The following is an 18,780-nucleotide window of genomic DNA, read 5'->3' as shown; positions in this document are numbered from 1 at the left end:
CCCTGACAATCCTTTTCTGAGCGACACCCGCCGGGCTCAGAACCACATGGACCAGAACAGCCGGATCACGTGGGCGTTGAAACTGTAGGCGGGTTCTTCCCCGGGCAGCGCTTCGACCACCCGCGCGTCGCGGAAGTTGTCGTAGTCGAACATGATGTAATCCCAGTAGAGATTCACGCTGCTGCGGCGGTCAAACAGGGACCAGCGCTCCGGCAACTGATAAGAGGCGCCGATACCGATGGAGGTATTACTGAAATCGCTCAGCTCCTTGTCGCGGGCGCGGAAGCTCGTCGCATTCACATAGGGGAACAGGTCGCTGTAAAAGTCTGCCCCGGTCTGCTGGTAGAAGCGCAGCTTGCCCTCAAGGATCAGGTTTTCCGACTCCAGCGGATGGGTGTAGCGGAATTCCAGATTTTCGGCGTCAATGCCCCAGCTGTCGACGTACTTGCGGTATTCACTTTTGACCGCGGCGCGGTAGGGCAGGCGGTATTTTGCGCGCAGTGCCACGGCGTCGCTGTTGCGGGTGGTGGGATAGAGTTCGGCCTGGTAGCTAAAGCCGGTGCCGGAGCCCGGATCCAGGTAGCGCACACTGCGGTAGGGATTGTTGAGAAAACCTTCGTCCGCCACGGTTTCCACACTCAGCTCGGCGATCAGCTTGGTGGTGAGGATCTGGCTCCAGTTCAGCGCGTAGCGGCGGTGCTCCGCCTGCTCGAGAAAATCCTCATCGCCGTTGCGCATCACGTCGTCACTGCCGAAACTCACGCGCATGGACAGGGTGCTGAGGTCGCCGAAGAAATCCTGTTTAATGCCGAAGCCTACGGTTTCCGCCTTGTAATCATCCTCGCTGGAATTGGTGTAGTTGAGACTCATGGTGGTTTTTTCCACCAGATAGTCCGCGCCGAGCGAAAACTCATCGCGCTGCTCGGAATAGGGGCTCGCCGTGGCCTGTACGTCGATGGACGCCCCGGAAATCATGTCCACGTAATAGTTGGCTGACAGGGAAACCTTGTTGCCCACATTCTTGCGCACCAGCACAGACGGCCCGTCGATGGTGACACCGCCGCCGCTGTAGGAGTGGTACATGGTGTCCGCGCGCTCTTCCGGCAGAACTGCTGCATTTACTTGAATTGGGCCAAATATCAACAGGCTCGAACAGAGTAAAAATCGCTTGAGAGCGTAGCGAGCGAACGCGGTTTGGTGAGCGCCGGAGCGCAGCTCCCGCAGCGCACTTATAGTGCGTGAGGACAGCGAGCACCGCCGACCGCCAAAGCGCGGAGCGCAGTAGCTCTCATGTGATTTTTTAGTTACAACCACAGCCGCCTCCTGACCCACCCTCAGCGCCCCTGGCCGCCTCGCGCGCTTCGTACACATGGTTCATGTATCCCGCCGCTACCGGATCGCGCTCGAAGCTCATGATCGGGTCGGCGAGATAGTGCCGCTCGTAGGGTTTTACCCAGGGCTCCGGCATCAGGGTTTCACAACCGCCGAGCAGCAGGAACGATGGCAGAAGGAGAAGCGCGCGCTTGGTCATGGCTTATTCCCGGATCAGTTCCTTGATGATCTTTTTGTACTCGGCTTCGTCGCCACTGCGGTAGCCCTTGTGCACGTAGCGCACTTTGCCGTCGCGGTCGATAAATACCGAGCTCGGCATGGCTTCCACACCGAACAGCCGGCTCACGCTGCTCTCGGCGTCGAACAGCACCGGAAATTCCACCGGAATTTTATTCAGCATCGCCTGCGCGTCCTCGCGGTTGGCGTCCACATTGACACCCCAGACCTTGAAACCCACGGATTCGTAGCGCGCGTGCAGGTCATTCAGCAGCGGCATTTCCTCGCGACAGGGACCGCACCAGGAGGCCCAGAAGTTGAGCATGATTACGTCGCCACGCTGCTCGCTGAGTTTCAGGTTGCCGTCTTTCAGGGACGCAAGGGTAAAGTCGGCGGCAGGCGCGCTGGCGGATACGGGCGCGCCCGCAAGCAGTGCGGCGCTGGCGCAGAGTGCGGCGATGAAATTACGCATCGAGTTTCTCCGGTTGTTTTATTGTAAAAATCGAATCAGAAATAAATCGATAAACCCAATTGGGCGGAAATATTATTGGTGTTCTGCGGCTCGCCGAAGATCTCGTGTTCGAGAATGTGATCCCGCACATCGAAACGCAGTGCCAGCCAGTCTTTCACCAGCACGCGAATGCCGGCACCCACGTTGTAGGTGAAATACTCCTCGTCGGCGAAACTGGTGTTGCCGATACCGCCGATCAGGTACAGGTTGCTGTTGAGCGCCCAGCGGTCGAGGATAAAAATTTCCCCGGGCAGAAAATTCCAGGCGAGCGACAGGTTGTACATGGAGAGATCGCGCTCATCGTCGGTGAGCAGCGGCGCGCTGCCACTGAGCTTTTCGTAACTGGACAGGCCCAGTTCCGATTCGGCGTAGGCCGCCTCCATAAAAAAATCTTCGTTGATGTGATAAGCCAGACTGCCGCCGATCATGCGGTTGGTACCGAAGTCTTCCACGCTCAGCACGCCGCCGGCATAGACGGTGAACTCGAAGTCCTCACTGTCGATGGCCGCCTCGCGGATCTCGCGCCGCTCCAGATCCGGAGAGATGATCTCATCGATCACCGCATCGCCCTGGGCAAGAGCCGCCGTCGATAAAACGGCGAAGGACAGCGCACAGGCGAGCTTTACATAAACACGTCGAATCCGAGCTTCCATTCGACTATCTCCTGATTATTTTCCCGCGAGGTGAGCAGGTAGTGATTGGCAACTTCCGCGCGCAGGGCGAAGCGGCGGGATAAATAGGTGGTCACGCCGATGCCGGTAAGCATGGCGGTGTCCTGGCGGTCTTCGGTGGCGACGATGGTGGCATTGGGGGAGGTGATATTGATCCCGCTGCCGAGCAGAAAATACGGCGAGATCCGCCACTGGGGAAACGGCTGGTGCAGCAGTGCCACCTGGTAGGTCTGGCTATTGGAATAGGCACCGATGGTCTGCGCCGCGCGCAGCTCCGCGGAAATATTGCCGGTAAAACGGTATCCGAGCGACACCCCCAGAGAGTTGGCTCCTTCGAAATCGCCATAGGTGAAGCCGAAGCGCAGCCCCTGCTCGCGATAGTCGTCGATACCGGGCGTGGACACCGCGAGCGGCTCACCGTCGGGGGCCACGATCTGGTCCAGCTCGGCAATCTTTGCCCAGCCGGTTTTCCCGCTGCGGGTCATCACCTTGACCCAGTCGGTGCGGCGCTTCAGCAGCCACAGGGGCTCGCCGTATTCCACCACATGGTCGATCACATAACCGCGTCCGGGTCCGGTGTAGAGGTTGAGAAATTCCGAGCCAACCACGACTTGTTCGACATCGTCGGGAAGCCCGCCGGGCGTGCGCTCACCGAACTGGGTCGCGGTGAAACTCTCGGTAACGGGCGGTTCTTCTTCCTGTTCCGCCGCGCGCGTATACGCCGACAAAACGAGGCCGGCGATTAATACGGCCAGTCCGGGCGCTATGGTTTTCGACAGCCTTGTCATGCTTCAGTTGACCGGTGCATCAAAGGGGTTGTTGTGATACTGCGCTCCGATATCCAGCCACTCTGAAATCAAACGCAATTCCGCCGGGGACAGCGCACCATCGTGCACGCCGCCCGCTTCGAATACCCGGAAAAACCGGCTGGCGTTCGCGCCGCCGGTGTCCATGAGCCGCTCGATATCGACGGTCACCATAACAGGAATCGGGTTGCCCGCGGCATCCAGAACGAGTTCTCCGTTCTCGTCCACCTCGAACAGCGGGGTGCCGTTGTCGTCCGTGTCCTGCACCAACACATTCTGCACGGCGCCATCGCGCAGCTCCTCGGTGGGGTTGTCGAACAACAGCTCGACGTAGGAGGTGCTGAAATTGGTGTTGACCCCGGACTGGTCCGCGCGCAGATCCAGCTGTCCCGGCGGCACCTGGGCCATGCCGGCGGCATCGCGGTTGCTGTGGCATCCGCTGCAGGTGCGATCTTCCAGCACATTGTCCATGTCGTCGGTGATTAGTCGCGGCAGATCCCAGATGGGCTGGATGTGCGCGGGGTAGTGGATAACGCTGCGGCACTCGCTGCTCCAGGCACTCTGGCAGGCGGCGGTGGTGGGGGGTGGCGTCTGCAGTTCGCTCATCAGCAGCTCGCTGCTCGGGTCTTTGGTCCGCGCAGCCGGGTCGGTCCACTGATCGGTAAATTTCAGATCCCCATCCAGGGACGGGTTGCCGGCGATACGCGCCAGCAGTTGTGCCATGGTCTCACCCATATTCGCAGTCAGCGCAGGCTCGGTATTGGCAAACGGCGCCCCGCTGGTGGGGGCGCCGGCCCAGGCGGATGCGGGCTCTTTGTCCGTGCGGCCGTGAGGCACTTCGCTGTTGCGGCTGTGGCAGCCCTGACATGTGCGGATCTCACCGGCGCGGAACTGCAGCCAGTTATTGTGACGGCCGACAATACGGCGGCCGTCGGCATCCACCACGGAAATGGCGAGCGGCATATCCGCCGGCACCTTTACCCGCACCGAGCCGTCCGGCTGGATCGGGGTGTAGCCTATGATCTCGCGCATCAGTTGCGCGCGGCTGCGCCCAAAGGCGGCGCGGTCGAAATCGAGCGTGTCGTCATCGGGAATGCCCACGGCCTTGACCACCCGCAGGAAGCGCGCGGGGCGCTCGGCGGCCGATGTCTGCAATGGATCCGCCAGCGCGGCGATATCCAGCGCGGCGGTGCCGTCGAAGTCGTACACGCTGCGGATATCGAGAATCGCGAGACCGGCGTCGTACAGATCGCGGTCGATGTCGATACCGGGGATGGACTCGGGAATAAAGGCGGGCGTGGGGCGCGTATCGGCGGTGACCGCCTCGGAAATCATCTGCCCCTCGGCGGGTTGGATGATCGGGCGCTGGGTACCTTCCACATAGTCATATATCCACAGGCCGTAAAGCGGGTCGGCGGGCACGATGCCCTCGGTTGCCAGCCACTCATCGGTGCAGGGTTGCGGCAGCTCTGTTTCCGGATCGACCACCCGGCACTCGCTCCAGCTCACTAGCAGACGGCTGGTGCCGTCGTGAAACGCCCAGGCATTGGCGAACAGGCCGTGAGGGGAGAGACCACCGTCGGTGATCACCTGTTTGACCGAGAGAGACTCCTGCCCCTGCAGCAGGCCCTGCTGTTCCGGCTCACTGTAGGCCTCGGTGAAATTCTCCGCGTCGATCACTACCATGTCGCCGCCGTAGGTAATGCCCTCGGGGGCGCGCAGGGTGACGAGGATGCGCCCGTCCGGCATCTGCTGCGGTTTGCTGAAGGCCGCCGGCACCGGGTCGCTGTCCGGATTCGCGCTCGTTCCCGTCGCCTGGCTGTGATAACCGTAGTGGAACTGCAGGTCGGTGCCGTCCGGCTTCACTGTGTACAGGCTGAGCCGGTTTGCGCCGCCCATATTGTCCCAGCGGCTGAACAGCACGCGGCCATTGGCGAGCACGGTGGGCGAGAGGTCGTGGCTCTGGTTGTAGGAAATCTGCCGGATGTTGCTGCCGTCCTGCTCCATCACATGCAGCACGAACGCGGGCTCATCCAGGTCTTCGGCGAGGGCGGAAAACTGCGGTTTGTTGTCGTCGAGCAGCAATGCGCGCGAGCGGCGCTGGCGGGTGGAGGTAAACACGATGCGACCATCGGGCAGGAATGCCGGAGCAATATCGTCGCCCTCTTCCGCGATCAGGTCGGACTGGATTGCGCGCTTCAGCTCTGCGGATTCAAAGTCGTACAGCCAGATATTCCAGCTCGGCTGCTCGTCGTCATCCAGGCCCTCGATATCCGGTGCGCGCATGGCGAAGGCGAGGGTTTTGCCATCGTGGGAGACGGTCAGGTCCTTCACATCGTAGCCGCCCTCGAACACCAGGCCTGCATCTTCATCGCTGATGAACAGATCGGCAGTCAGCACCCGCTCCGGTGCGCTGGCGGTGGCGCGGTCGCGCAGCACCAGTTCCGCACCGGGATTGAAGGTGGAGGGCGCGTAAATATCGCTGCCCATCAACTCACCTTCATCATCGCGATTGAGCATGCGGCGTACATAAACCACGGGGTAATCCACTACCACCGGATCTTCTGCCTGATCGCCACCGGGTCCGGCACTGCCACCGGAACAGCCGCTGAGCAGTACTATTGCCACCATGGCGAACGGCGCGCGCGGAGCGAATAAAGCGAGAAGCGAGCGCACTGAAAAGCGCCCGGCCGGTGCGCCGGGCGTACAAAATCTGCTCAAAGGAATTTCCCCTTTCCCGCCGGTTTCTCAGTGCTCACTTACCGTGGCCGCTGCGGGATAACTGGACCTTAGTCTGGTGATCTTCACCAGTGTTATTGGGCTGAATTCTCGCGATTGACGGCTGTTGCCTCAAGTCGCGCACACGGATTTTGCCAACCACGACACGGTTTAAATTTTTGCCGCTGGCGAATCATTCCGCATTCTTTACTATCGGTGGCCGGTCACACGACACAAAATCCGCGCACACAAAACCCGCGGCGAGAACCCTACGCGAACAAGCCACATGAAAATAACATCGCCCGCCGCGCGCCTGCTACTCGCGGCGACCGCCTGTGCCAGTGCCCTACTTTCCCTGTCTGCCCTGGCGGGACCGGAAGAACAGGCCGCGCAGATACACAGCCGCATCACCGGGGTAAAGCCCGACGTTGCCACGCTGACAGAGATGGCCGAGCTGATCGCCGGAGGCCAGGCCGGGGACGCCGCCCGCCTGGCGATGCAGAACGACGCATTCTATAACGTCACCCTGAAAAACCTGGTCACGCCGTGGACCAGCCGCGACGCCGACAATTTCGCACCGCTGAACGACTACACCGCAACCGTGATCGGCATGGTGCGCGACGATGTCGACTTCCGCGAGATTCTCTCCGGCGACATCCTGTATACCGGCGCTTCCGGCCTGGGGCTGCCTGCCTACAGCAACAGCAACAACAATCACTACATCGAACTGGAAAACAGTGGCTATCCGCTGCAGACAGCGCTCGAGCGCAAAACCCAATCCGCCGTCACCGGCCTGCCCAGCGACGCCACCGCCGGCGTGATCACCACCCGCGGCGGCGCCAAGGCGTTTTTCTACGCTGGCACCAACCGCGCCATGTTCCGCTTTACCCTGCTGAACCACCTGTGCCGCGACCTGGAGCAGGTGCACGACACCTCGAGGCCACCGGACCGCATCCGCCAGGACGTGAGCCGCAGCCCCGGCGGCGACAGCCGCGTGTTCCAGAACAACTGCATCGGCTGCCACAGCGGCATGGACCCGATGGCACAGGCGTTCGCCTACTACGACTACGTTTACGAAGTGGACAACGACCCCACCGGTGAAAACGGCCAGCTCGACTACAACAGCGCCGGTGAAACCGACCCCGCCACCGGCACCCGGGTCAAAGCCAAAAACCATTTCAACAGCGCAACCTTCCCCTACGGCTTCGTAATTCCCGATGACAAGTGGGACAACTACTGGCGCGAAGGCCCGAACATGTACCTGGGCTGGAGCAGCGAACTGCCAGGCTCCGGCAACGGTGCCAAGTCCATGGGCCGCGAACTGGCCAACAGCGAGGCGTTTGCCCAGTGCCAGGTCACCAAGGTCTTCGAACAGGTGTGCCTGCGCGCACCGGAAGACCAACAGGACCGCGACCAGATCGACAGCATCACCGCGAGTTTTACCGGCAACGGCTACCGGCTGAAGCAGGTGTATGCGGATACCGCGGTTTACTGTGCGGGAGAATAAGCAGATGAAAACCAAAACCGCACAACGACCACTGAGCGCACTGTTCGCACGCGCAACGCTGCTGTCGGGTGTATTCGCATCCGCACTGTTTATTGCTGCCTGCTCCGGCGGCAGCGGCCAGTCCACCGAGGAACTGCCCAACACAAATCCGGATACCGGCGATACCAGTTATTCCGGTCCCGCCCCGGAAAGCGAAGACGTTCAGAATTACAAACGCTATATCTGGGACAACCTGGCGGCGGAGAACCGCTGCGGCAGCTGCCATATCGAGGGCAACCAGAGCCCGCGCTTTGTGCGCGGCGACGACATCAATCTCGCCCACGGCGAGGGTCGCGAACTGGTCAACCTCGGCAGCCCTGCGGATTCCCGCCTTGTCACCAAGGTGGCCAGCGGCCACAACTGCTGGCTCGCCAGCCCCGATGCCTGTGCCGAGATCATCACCAACTACATCGAGGAGTGGGCCGCGGCCGCGGGCTCGGTAGTCAGCACCATCACCCTGACGCCGCCGCCTGAGCGCGACGTCGGCGCGAGCAAAAGCTTCCCCGCCAGCAGCGGTAACTTTGCCACCACCGTGTATCCACTGCTCACCACATACTGTGCAGACTGCCATAGCGAAAGTGGGAAAGTCGCACAGCAGCAGCCGTATTTCGCCAGCGACGATGTGGACCAGGCCTACGAGTTATCCAAGGCGCGCATGGACCTGGACAACCCGGACAATTCCCGCTTCGTGGTGCGCCTCGGCAGTGAACAGCACAACTGCTGGAGCGAATGCGCAGAGAATGCGGACACCATGGCGGCGGCCATCCGCAGTTTCGTCAATGGCATTCCGGTGACCGAAGTGGACCCGGAGTGGGTGACCAGTAAAGCGCTGTTCCTCACCGACGGTGTGGTCGCCAGCGGCGGCGGGCGCATCGAGAACAACGCCATCGCGCTGTACGAATTCAAGACCGGCAGCGGCACCACCGCCTACGACACCTCCGGTATCAACCCGGCCATCGACCTCAATCTCTCCGGCGATTTCGAGTGGTTGGGCTCCTGGGGCATCCAGTTGAACGGCGGCAAGGCCCAGGCGGCTACCGCCACCAGCAAGCGCCTGTTCGACACATTGAGCGGCACCGGTGAATACACCATCGAGGCCTGGGTGGCGCCGGCCAACGTGGTACAGGAAGGCCCGGCGCGGATCGTCAGCTACTCCGGTGGCAACAACATCCGCAACTTCACCCTCGGCCAGGCGATGTACAACTACACCTTCCAGAACCGCAACGACGCCAGCACCAACGCCGACGGCATGCCCGCGCTGATCACCGACGATATGGCGGAGCGCGCCCAGGCAACCCTGCAGCATGTGGTGGCCACCTTCGACCCGCTCAACGGCCGCCGCCTGTATGTAAACGGTGAGTTCACCGGCGACGCGGACCCGGCGGCACCGGGACTGCTGTCTACCTGGGACGACACCTTTGCCCTGGTGCTCGGCAGTGAAGCCTCGAATGCATTCGCCTGGGCCGGCTCCATCCGCCTGCTCGCGATCCACTCGCGCGCGCTGGATCAGGATGACATTCTCACCAACTACGAAGCCGGCGTCGGCGAGAAATACCTGCTGCTGTTCAAGGTGGAACAACAGACCGACGTGCCCCAGGGTTATGTGATGTTCGAGGTGCAGCAGTATGACAACCACGGCTATCTGTTCAGCGCACCGAAATTCATTACCCTGGAAGACGGGGTAACGCCGGATGGCGTGGTGATAAAAGGCATGCGCATCGGCATCAACGGCCGCGAAGCGGTGGTCGGCCAGGCCTGGGCCAACCTCGACACCACCGTCACTGCCGACCAGTACGACCCCGCGAGCGGGCAGAAGCTGTCTCCACTCGGCACCATCATCACGCTGGAAAAAGGCCCGATCTCGGACGAATTTTTCCTGACCTTCGAGCGCCTCGGCAGTGAAGAATTCGTGCGTGTGGAAGCCACCCCGGCACTCCCCGCCGCGCCTGCAGACCTCAAGCCACAACCGCGTATCGGTATCCGCCGCTTCGAGCAGATCCACGCGGCGCTGTCTGCGGCTACCGGAATTTCCAGCGCCCACCCGGCGGTGGTGGATACCTGGGAAAAAGTGAAACAGCAGCTGCCGGTGGAAGCGGATGTTCGCGGTTTCCTCGCCGCACAGCAGATGGGTATCACCCAGCTCGCGGTGAAATACTGCAGCACGCTGGTGGACGACACCCGCAAGCGCGCGGCCTACTTCCCGGGTTTTAATTTCTCCGCCAGCGCCGCCTCGGCATTCGATACCAGTGCGAAGCGCGCACAGATCATCGACCCGCTGCTAGAAAACCTCCTCGGCCGGCCGATCACCTGGCCCACGTCGATGGGTGGGCACACGGCACAACTCGCCACGGCGCCGGATGAAGGTGCGGTGCGCACTGAGCTGAATGAATTGATCGACAAGATGACTGCATGCGGCGGCAGCTGCAGCGCGGATCGCACAGCCACTACGGTAAAAGCCACCTGCGCCGCAGCTATGGGCAGTGCGATGATTTTGATTCACTGAGTTTTGAGGTTTTGTGCTTCGTAGCTTGGGTGCTTCGTAAGCGGGACGGGGCCAGCGGTAAGACCCCGGCAAACAACCTGTCGGCAATCGTTTGCCGGAATCTTCCCGCTGGCCCCTGGTGCGAAGTCGGTGAAATAAATACTTCTAACGAAGTAACAGTCTGAGAATTGCAGGTCCTGATGGCGGGGACTGTTCGCGAGACCTTCCGCGAGAGGGACCTCGCGGAAGAGCCCCCATGGATGGGTTCACGGCGTGTCTCGCGAACAGTCCCCGCCAGCAGGGCCGCCACAAATCGAGAACAGAGCACCCCCCGGGCGCCCGGAAAAACCATGAGCAAGAAAAAACATTTCGAACTGGACCAGCCTCTGCGTCATCCGGATCACCACCGTCCGGTGAGCCGACGGGATTTTCTCGGGCAGGGCTTTCGCGCCGGTATGGCCACGGTGCTGGGCGGCTCGGTGTTCAGCCTGTTTGCCAACCCGCGCATGGCACACGCCGCGCTGTCGCCCGACCTCGAAGCCATGCGCGCAACCTGCGGCGTCAGCGCCAACGGCGCCGGCAAGATACCGTTTATCTGCTTCGACCTCGCCGGCGGCGCCAACATCGCAGGCTCCAACGTATTGGTAGGTAAGCAGGGCGGCCAGCTCGACTTTCTCAGCACCGCCGGTTACAGCAAACAGGGCCTGCCCGGCGACATGGCGCCCTCCGTCACCGACGCCGCCGGTAACTCCTTCATCAACACCGACCTCGGCCTCGCCTTCCACAGCGACAGCCAAATGCTGCGCGGCATCCTCGAGAAAATCGCCCCCGGCACCGCCGGCGCCACCAACGGCGCAGTGATCCCGGCGCGCTCCGAGAACGACACCGGCAACAACCCGCACAACCCCATGTACGGCATCAACCGCGCCGGCGCCAACGGCTCGCTGCTCGCGCTGATCGGTTCCCAGACCAGCGAATCCGGCGGCAACTCCATGGCACCCATGGACCTGATCAACCCGGAAGTGCGCCCCACCAAGATCGACCGCCCGTCGGACGTAACCGGACTTGTGGACGTGGGCGACCTGGTCGGCCTGCTGAGCCAGGAAGACACCGTCGCGGTGATGGAATCCATGTACCGCATCTCCAACGCCAAGCTCGGTAAGGTCAACACCCAAGTCAGTAACGACGCGGTGATCAAAGACCTGGTGAAGTGCGGCTACATGAAGAGCGCCGATCTCGCCGACCGATTTGGCAACCCGAGCGCGCTGGACCCGGCGCTCGACCCGGACATCGTCGGCCCCGCCGGTATTTTTTCTTCCGATGAATTTTTCGGCGATCGCGAATTCCAGAAAACCGCCTCCACCATGAAGCTCGTGATCAACGGCTACGCCGGCGCCGGCACCATCACCATGGGTGGCTACGACTACCACACCGGAGACCGCGCCACCGGCGAGATGCGCGATCTGCGCGCGGGCCGCTGTATCGGCGCCTGCCTGGAATACGCGGCGCGTGTCGGCCAGCCAGTGATGATCTATGTGTTCAGCGACGGTTCGGTGTTCAGCAACGGCATGGTGGACGACTCCGCGGAAGGGCGCGGCAAAGGCGTGTGGACCGGGGACAACCAGCAGACCGCGGCTTCCTATTTCCTGGTTTACAATCCCGCCGGTCGCCCAACATTGCTCGGCGGCACCGCCGACGAACAGGCGCGCCACCAGCAGCTCGGTTACATGCGCGCGTCCGGCGATGTGGAAACCGCCGGCAGCCCCGCGGCCAACAACGTCAACCAGCTGGTGCAGACGGTGGTACTGAATTACATGGCACTGCACGGCGAACAGGGCAGTTTTGCCAGCCTGTTCCCCAATCACGGCCTCGGCAACGCGAGCCTGATAGACAGCCTGACCGCCTTTGCACCGATCAGATAAAGAACCGCGATGTACCCGATCCGTCCGCTATTGTTTCTCGCTGCGCTGTTCGCCACCGGTTCCAGTCACGCCGACTGGCACTACGACCAACAGGCAATCATGGGCACCGAGATTCACCTGCAGTTCTGGGTGAATGACGACAGCAAGGCGGGGGAAATCAACCGCGCGGTGATGGACGAGTTCCGCCGCATCGACGCGGCATTGTCGCCGTACAAGGAAAACAGTGAGCTCTCCCGGGTCAATCGCGAGGCTGGCAAGGGCACGGTGACTGTCTCCCCGGAACTGGCGGAAATCATCGACAAATCACTGCACTACAGCGACAGCACCGGCGGCGCTTTTGATATCACCTTCGCCACCGTCGGCAGCCTGTACGATTTCCGCAAGGGTCAGAAAGCCGATACGCAAACCACCGAAAACCTGCTGCCCGCGGTGAATTACCGGCACATCGCGCTGGATAAGCGCAAACACCGCCTGGCATTCAAAGATCCGCGCACCAAGATAGACCTGGGTGGCATCGCCAAGGGTTATTCCGTAGACCGCGCCGTCGCTATTCTGCAAAGTTTCGGGGTGCACAATGCCAGTGTCAGTGCCGGCGGCGACGCACGCCTTCTCGGCGACAAACGCGGCAAACCCTGGCTGATCGGCATCCGCCACCCGCGCGACAAGAGCAAAAATGCCGCGGTGATCCCGCTGGAAAATACCGCCATCTCCACCTCCGGTGACTACGAGCGGTTTTTCATCGACAGCGACGACCACCGCGTGCACCATATTTTCAATCCCGCCACCGGCCTGCCGACCGATACCGACGCCGGCGACGAGGATGGAAAGCAGGGCGCCGATCAGGACAAGCTGATCAGCGTGAGTATCCTCGGCCCTCGGGGCTTTGATACGGACCCGCTTTCCACCAGTGTGTTTGTACTTGGCAAGCGCAAGGGTCTGGCGCTGATTGAACAGCTGGACGGGTTTGAGGCAATTGTCATCGACGCCGATCACCGGATGTTTTTCAGTAGCGGCCTGCAGCAGTAATTGCCAACCAGGTCACATCGAATATGTGGGTCCCTGCGATAATCCCGGGACATAACGAAAATGGATATTCAGGCTTCAACATGCTCTGCCCGCGCCGTATCAGTACTTTTCTGGCCTCTCTGGTTCTCACCTGTTCCGCAGGTGCTATTGCCCAGGACGGCGACTTTGCTGCCGACGATCTGGAAAACCTGAAGCAGGAAGTGCTGAAGCTGAACCGGGATCTGCTGGTACTGGAAGAAGACCTGCTGTTCCCCGCACAGAGCCAGGTGGCCGTCTACGTTTCCATGGACGTGGGCCATTTCTTCGACCTGGACTCGGTCAAACTGCATATCGACAACAAACTGGTGGAAACCCATCTCTACACCGACCACCAGAAACAGGCCCTGATCCGCGGCGGTATCCAACCGCTGTTCAAGGGCAACCTGAAATCCGGGTATCACACGATTACCGCATTCTTTACCGGCTTCGGCCCGGAGCAGCGCGAGTTCAAGCGCGCCGCCACCATCGAACTGAAAAAAACCGATGAGCCGGCGGTTGTTGAGCTGCGTATTTCCGATTCCGGCGGCAAGCAGCAGCCGGAGTTCGAAGTGATCGAATGGCCGGCGCCCTGAGCCGGACGCCGCCATGCCGTTCCCAGCCGTCCTCAAAAAATCCCTGCAGCGGTCGCCATTGACACTGGCCATCGCTGCTGCGCTGCTCGCGACCGCCCCTGTATACGCCGACAAGGACAGCGACGCGCCCGCGCAAAAGTTCCAGCAGGCGCAGGACATGCGCTACGGTGCGGCGCTGTACCACTACTTCCAGGGCAACAGTTTTGACGCGCTGAGTACCCTGATGGTGTCCGACCTGCGCGGCGGCATCCAACATCACGCGGACAACGCCGATCTGATCCGCGGCGGTATCAGCCTTGCCTTTGGCCTTGAGCAGCAGGCCGCGGCGCTGTTCGAGAAACAGCTGCAGAAGGCCGCGGGCGAAGATAACCAGACACGTCTCACCCGTTATCGGGAAATCGCCTGGCTGAAGCTCGCGGAACTCAATTACCGCCACCAGAACTGGGACACCGCCGCCCTGCAACTGGAAAAGTCCGGTGCCATGCACCAGACCACGCTGACGCTCAATCTGGCGATTCGCAGCGGCGACCTGCAACAGGCACAGCAGCTGCTGCAGATGGCGGAGCTGCCGCTGGCGGAACGGGTGCTCGGACACACCAATCTGGCAGCATTCCTGGCGAGACAACAGCAGCTGCCCGCCGCCGCCGCGGAATACCGCCGCGCGGCCGAGCTGGTGGAACACGCCCTGAAAGCACCCACCGTCTCTCCCGAGACGGAAGAGGAACTGCGCATCCTGCGTGACAAGGCACGCATCGGTGCCGGTTTTGCCTTAGCCGTAGACGGCAATTTCCCACAGGCGGCACTGGAGTTCAGCGCGGTGCGCCTGGATACGCCCTGGTCCGCAGACGCACTGCTCGGCCTCGGCTGGGCGTCGGTCAACGGCGGCGACTACCAAAAAGCGGTGGACGCCCTAGCCTATCTGTTCCGCGACAACCCGCTGTCTCCGCAGGTGCAGGAGGCCATGCTGGCGCTGCCGTACAGTTACGAAATGCTGCAGCGCCCGATACTGGCGCTGCAGGCCTACCGCGACGCCGAGCAGAAGTACCAGCAGGCACTGGAGGATCTCGGCAAGCTGCACGGCGCCGCCGCCGAGCTGCAGTTTGCCGAGCTCGACAGCGAATCGGATATCAACCTGCGCCGCTACGGCTGGCTCGAAGACGCCGCCACCCCGGCGCTGATCCGCGCAAACCAGCACTACCTGTTGCAGATGATGCAGAGCGACCGCCTGCAGCTGCAGCTGTCGGAGCTGCGCGACCTGCGCCACCTGAAGCGGGTTATGGAAAAGTGGCAGCAGCGGCTGCCGGAATTTCACACCCTGATCGACGAGCGCGAGCAGCGCCGCACGGCGATCCTGCGTCAACACGACAGCGCCCAGTACGATCAGCAGGTGCAGATTGCGGAACAGGAACTCGCAACACTGCGGAATTCACTCGCGCGCATCGAAGCCGAGCAGGACGGGCTCGCCATGCTCGCCGCCAGCGGCGGAGAAGCGGCCGAATACCTACAGATGTTGCGGGAAGCCGAGGCCCGCCACGCGCACCTGAGCAGCGCCGGCAAATCCGGTCGCTACCAGCAACAGACGCTGGCCCGAGCCCGCGGGATTCTGCAGTGGCAGGCGTCCGAGCAGTATCACGACAATCTGTGGCAGCAGCGCAAAGTCATCGCTGAACTGGAGCAGCAACTCACCGACGCGGCGCGGCGCCAGCGCAAGGTAGCGCGCATCACCGCCGAGGCACCGCAGCTCAATCTGCTCGCAGGCAGCGTGGACGATGCCGCACTGCGACTGGCAGAACAGCGCACCGCCATCGACCGCGCCAGCGGTGTCATCGAGGCCCAGATCCGCCAGGACATGCAGCGCGCACTGAGCGACGCAAAAGCGCGCGTCGAGCAGTACATGGCGCATACCCGTCTCGCCATTGCACGTATCCAGGACGCCAACATGCAGGGCAAATTTGCACCGCCCGCAGCCGACAACATTCGCGAAGCCGAGATAGACAGCGCCCCCGCACCCGAAAACCGCGACGACGACGTCATGACCGAGGTGCAATCGTGAAAGCTGTTACTCATCGTCACCGCGTAACGCAGCTCGCCCTGGCCGTGTGCACGGCGGCCAGCCTCAGTGGCTGCGCCAGTCAGTTCGATCCCGGCACCACACTCGCGCAGCTGCCTGTCAGCGAATTGCCGCCGGAACCGGCGGTACCGATGCCGAAGGTGGCACTGCCCGCACTGATCGACAGCTACGAGAAAGCGTTGGCGGCCAACCGCGATCCGCGCACCCGCCGCCAGATCCAGCTGCGCCTTGCGGATCTGGAAATGGAGCGGCTCGAACAACAGCAGGCGGACAACCCGGCGATGGCAGTGGCCTACAACAATGCGGTGCGCCACTACGAAGAACTGCTGCAGACCTCCGCCGACGACGATTATCTCGCCTACCGCCTGGCCCGCGCGCGCGCGCTGGATGGCAACACCGGCGGCTCGCTGCAGGCACTGGAGACCATTGTCGAAACCGCGCCGGACTCGCCGTTTATCGCCGAGGCGCTGTTTCGCCGCGGCGAGGCCGCCTTCGGCCGCAAACAGTACCGCGCGGCGGAACGCGATTTCGCCGCGGTGCTGGCGCAGGGCGACACACCGTTCGCGCGCAATGCCCGCTACATGCTCGGCTGGAGCCAGTTCAAGGATGCGCGCTATCAGGACGCCGGCGAAACCTTCCTGGTCCTGATGGACGACCTGCTGGCCGAAGGCCAGGTGCAGAAACGCTCACTGGAAGAACTGCAGCAGGGCGAACGGCGGCTGGCCGACGACACCTTGCGGGTGCTGGCACTCGGGTTCAATTACCTGGGCGGCGCCGGGGCGATCGAATCCTTCAGCCCCGAGACCGGCCCGCGCAGCTATCAACATCTGCTCTACCGCGGCCTTGGCGACTGGTACGCAGAGAGCGAGCGCTACCGCGACGGTGCGCAGACCTTCCTCACCTATGTGGAGCGCTATCCGCAAAGCGCTGAAGCGCCAAATATGCATGTGCGCGCGGTGGAAATTCTGCAGCAGGGCAACTTCCCCAGCGAAGTGGTCCCGGCCAAGCGCGACTTCATTGTCCGCTACGGCATCCGCAGCCAGTACTGGCAAGCCGCCGACGACCAACAGCGCGGCGAACTGACGGCGCACCTGAAGCCGTGGCTGGAAGAGCTGGCGCGCTTCGACCACGCCCGCGCCCAGGCGTTGGCCAAAGAGGCCCATGTCGCTCGTAATAATTTGCGCGTTGCTGAAAAAGCCCTGCGCGAATCCCGCGAGGCGTTCCTGGCCGCAGCCAGCCTCTACGGCGAATTTATCGAGACCTTCCCGACAGACGGGAAAGCCCCGGAGCTCACCTTCCTGATGGCGGAGAGCCTGAGCGAGGCCGGCCAGTATGCGCTGGCATTCAACGCCTATCGGCGGGTGGCCTGGGAGTTTGCCGAGGAAACCGGCAGTGCGCCGCCACAGGCCAGCGAAGCCGGCTACGCCGCCATCCTGACCGCAGGGCAGGTGCACAAGCGGCAGAAAAATCCGGAGCAGGCCAGCCTGTGGCTCGATCGCAAGATCGAGACAAGCCTGCGCTTCGCCGATACCTGGCCGCAGGACCAACGCGCACTGGCGGTGCAACTTGACGCCGCGCACAACCTGTTCGAGCAGTACCGCCACCAGGAAACCATTGCCGCGGCGGAAAAGGCCGCGGCCTGGCAGCCGCCACCGGACGCCGCCCAGCGTCGCAGTATCCTCATGCTGCTCGGCCACAGTTATTTTGAAATCGACGATTTCGCCGCGGCGGAAAACGCCTATACCCAGCTGCTCTCCGGCATGGCGTCTACAGACCCGGAATACGTTAATACCCGCGACCGCCTGCAGTCGTCCATCTACAAGCAGGCGGAGCTGATCCTGAGTCAGGTACATCTCACCAGTGACAGCATGGAATTCATTGCGCCCACGGAGCAGGCCATCGCGCTGTTGTTGCGGGTGCGCCAGAGTGGCCGCTCCACCATCGCCGCCACTGCCCAGTACGACGCCATCACCCAGCTGGTGCGCCTGCAGCGCTGGCCGGCGGCGCAAGCCGAGCTGACGGACTTCCGCCAGCATTACCCCAATCACAAACTGACCCCGTCGCTTGCCGCCAAGGCGGTGGCAATCTACCAGGGCATGGACATGCCGGAAGCCGCCGCCGACGAACTGATGGCGCTGGCCAGCAGCGATCCCAGTGCCGAGGTGCGCCGCACTTCACTGTACCTGGCGGCGGAACAGTTCGAGCAGGCCGGCAACAACACCAAAGCCATCGACGCCTACCGCCAGTACACGCGTCAGTGGCGCGAACCGGCGCTGCAGAATCTGGAAGCCCAATACCAGCTGGTTTCCCTGTACGCCAAAGCGGGCAACCAGAGTGAGCGCAATCTTTGGCTGAAGAGCCTGTCCGGCAACCGCGTGTCCGAACCCCGCGGCCGCTATCTCGCTGCCTTCGCGCAGAGTGAGCTGGCAGAACAGAGTTACGCGCGCTTCGAGCGTTTGTCTCTCACCCTGCCGCTGAAGCAGAGTCTGAAAAACAAGAAACAGGCGATGGAAACCACGGTGGCGGATTACAAAAAAGTGCTGGATTTCGGCATCGCCGAGTTTACCACCGCCGCCAACTTTCGCCTCGCCGAAGTCTACCGGCAACTTAGCCGCGACCTGATAGATTCCCAGCGCCCCAACGGCCTGAGTCCGCTGGAACTGGAACAGTATGAGATCCTGCTGGAGGAACAGGCTTTCCCGTTCGAGGAAAAAGCCATCGAGCTGCACGAAGCGAATATTCAGCGCACGGCAGACGGCGTGTACGACCAATGGGTGAAGAACAGTTTCTCCTCCCTGGAAAACCTGCTGCCGGCCCGCTACCGCAAACCGGAGTCGACTCTGGAGTGGAGTGAGGAGGCGTACTGAT

Annotated in this window: 13 protein-coding genes; 7 read left to right on the top strand and 6 right to left on the bottom strand. The window is 62.2% G+C overall.

Annotated elements, in window-relative coordinates; translation table 11 throughout:
* Positions 1-36: 36 nt before the first annotated feature.
* The 6 genes from FDY93_RS03315 to FDY93_RS03290 form a co-directional block, all read right to left on the bottom strand.
* Positions 37-1,146, bottom strand: coding sequence for a DUF3570 domain-containing protein (locus tag FDY93_RS03315; protein ID WP_371808110.1), 1,110 nt, complete (start codon positions 1,144-1,146; stop codon positions 37-39).
* 154 nt (positions 1,147-1,300) lie between these two features.
* Positions 1,301-1,531, bottom strand: coding sequence for a DUF4266 domain-containing protein (locus FDY93_RS03310; RefSeq protein WP_138234322.1), 231 nt, complete (start codon positions 1,529-1,531; stop codon positions 1,301-1,303).
* A gap of 3 nt (positions 1,532-1,534) precedes the next feature.
* The gene (locus tag FDY93_RS03305; protein WP_138234321.1) at positions 1,535-2,020 is read right to left on the bottom strand and encodes a TlpA disulfide reductase family protein; all 486 of its coding nucleotides are present in this window, start codon (positions 2,018-2,020) and stop codon (positions 1,535-1,537) included.
* 35 nt (positions 2,021-2,055) lie between these two features.
* Complete coding sequence (locus FDY93_RS03300; protein WP_138234320.1) at positions 2,056-2,712, bottom strand: outer membrane beta-barrel domain-containing protein; 657 nt, start codon at positions 2,710-2,712, stop codon at positions 2,056-2,058.
* Positions 2,682-3,518, bottom strand: a complete 837-nt coding sequence (locus FDY93_RS03295) for an SH3 domain-containing protein (RefSeq protein ID WP_138234319.1) — start codon at positions 3,516-3,518, stop codon at positions 2,682-2,684. Before FDY93_RS03295 ends, FDY93_RS03300 begins: the two co-directional genes overlap by 31 nt.
* A 3-nt stretch (positions 3,519-3,521) precedes the next feature.
* A complete protein-coding gene (locus tag FDY93_RS03290; protein WP_246068440.1) occupies positions 3,522-6,257 on the bottom strand; it encodes an HzsA-related protein in 2,736 nt (911 codons plus the stop codon).
* Positions 6,258-6,540: 283 nt separating this feature from the next.
* Here FDY93_RS03290 and FDY93_RS03285 point away from each other — a divergent pair, with 283 nt between their 5' ends.
* The 7 genes from FDY93_RS03285 to FDY93_RS03255 all read left to right on the top strand — a co-directional run bounded on the left by FDY93_RS03285 (position 6,541) and on the right by FDY93_RS03255 (position 18,779).
* Positions 6,541-7,761 (top strand): DUF1585 domain-containing protein, encoded by a 1,221-nt coding sequence (locus FDY93_RS03285; protein WP_138234318.1) that lies wholly within the window; start codon positions 6,541-6,543, stop codon positions 7,759-7,761.
* A 4-nt stretch (positions 7,762-7,765) separates the two neighbouring features.
* Entirely contained in the window at positions 7,766-10,303 is a 2,538-nt protein-coding gene (locus FDY93_RS03280) for a LamG domain-containing protein (protein WP_138234317.1), read from the top strand.
* 329 nt (positions 10,304-10,632) lie between these two features.
* Positions 10,633-12,204 (top strand): general secretion pathway protein GspF, encoded by a 1,572-nt coding sequence (locus FDY93_RS03275; protein WP_138234316.1) that lies wholly within the window; start codon positions 10,633-10,635, stop codon positions 12,202-12,204.
* Positions 12,205-12,213: 9 nt separating this feature from the next.
* Entirely contained in the window at positions 12,214-13,230 is a 1,017-nt protein-coding gene (locus tag FDY93_RS03270; protein ID WP_138234315.1) for an FAD:protein FMN transferase, read from the top strand.
* Between the two features lie 80 nt (positions 13,231-13,310).
* Entirely contained in the window at positions 13,311-13,841 is a 531-nt protein-coding gene (locus FDY93_RS03265) for an AraC family transcriptional regulator (RefSeq protein WP_138234314.1), read from the top strand.
* Between the two features lie 13 nt (positions 13,842-13,854).
* Complete coding sequence (locus FDY93_RS03260) at positions 13,855-15,894, top strand: hypothetical protein (protein WP_138234313.1); 2,040 nt, start codon at positions 13,855-13,857, stop codon at positions 15,892-15,894.
* Entirely contained in the window at positions 15,891-18,779 is a 2,889-nt protein-coding gene (locus tag FDY93_RS03255; RefSeq protein WP_246068439.1) for a tetratricopeptide repeat protein, read from the top strand. The genes FDY93_RS03260 and FDY93_RS03255 overlap by 4 nt, the downstream gene beginning before the upstream one ends.
* The last annotated feature ends 1 nt before the right edge of the window (position 18,780 follow it).

Origin of the sequence: Microbulbifer harenosus (genome assembly GCF_005771435.1) — a bacterium.
GTDB lineage: Bacteria > Pseudomonadota > Gammaproteobacteria > Pseudomonadales > Cellvibrionaceae > Microbulbifer > Microbulbifer harenosus.
The sequence above is the reverse complement of the archived record's forward strand: the minus strand, read 5'-3'. Positions and strand labels throughout refer to the sequence as shown.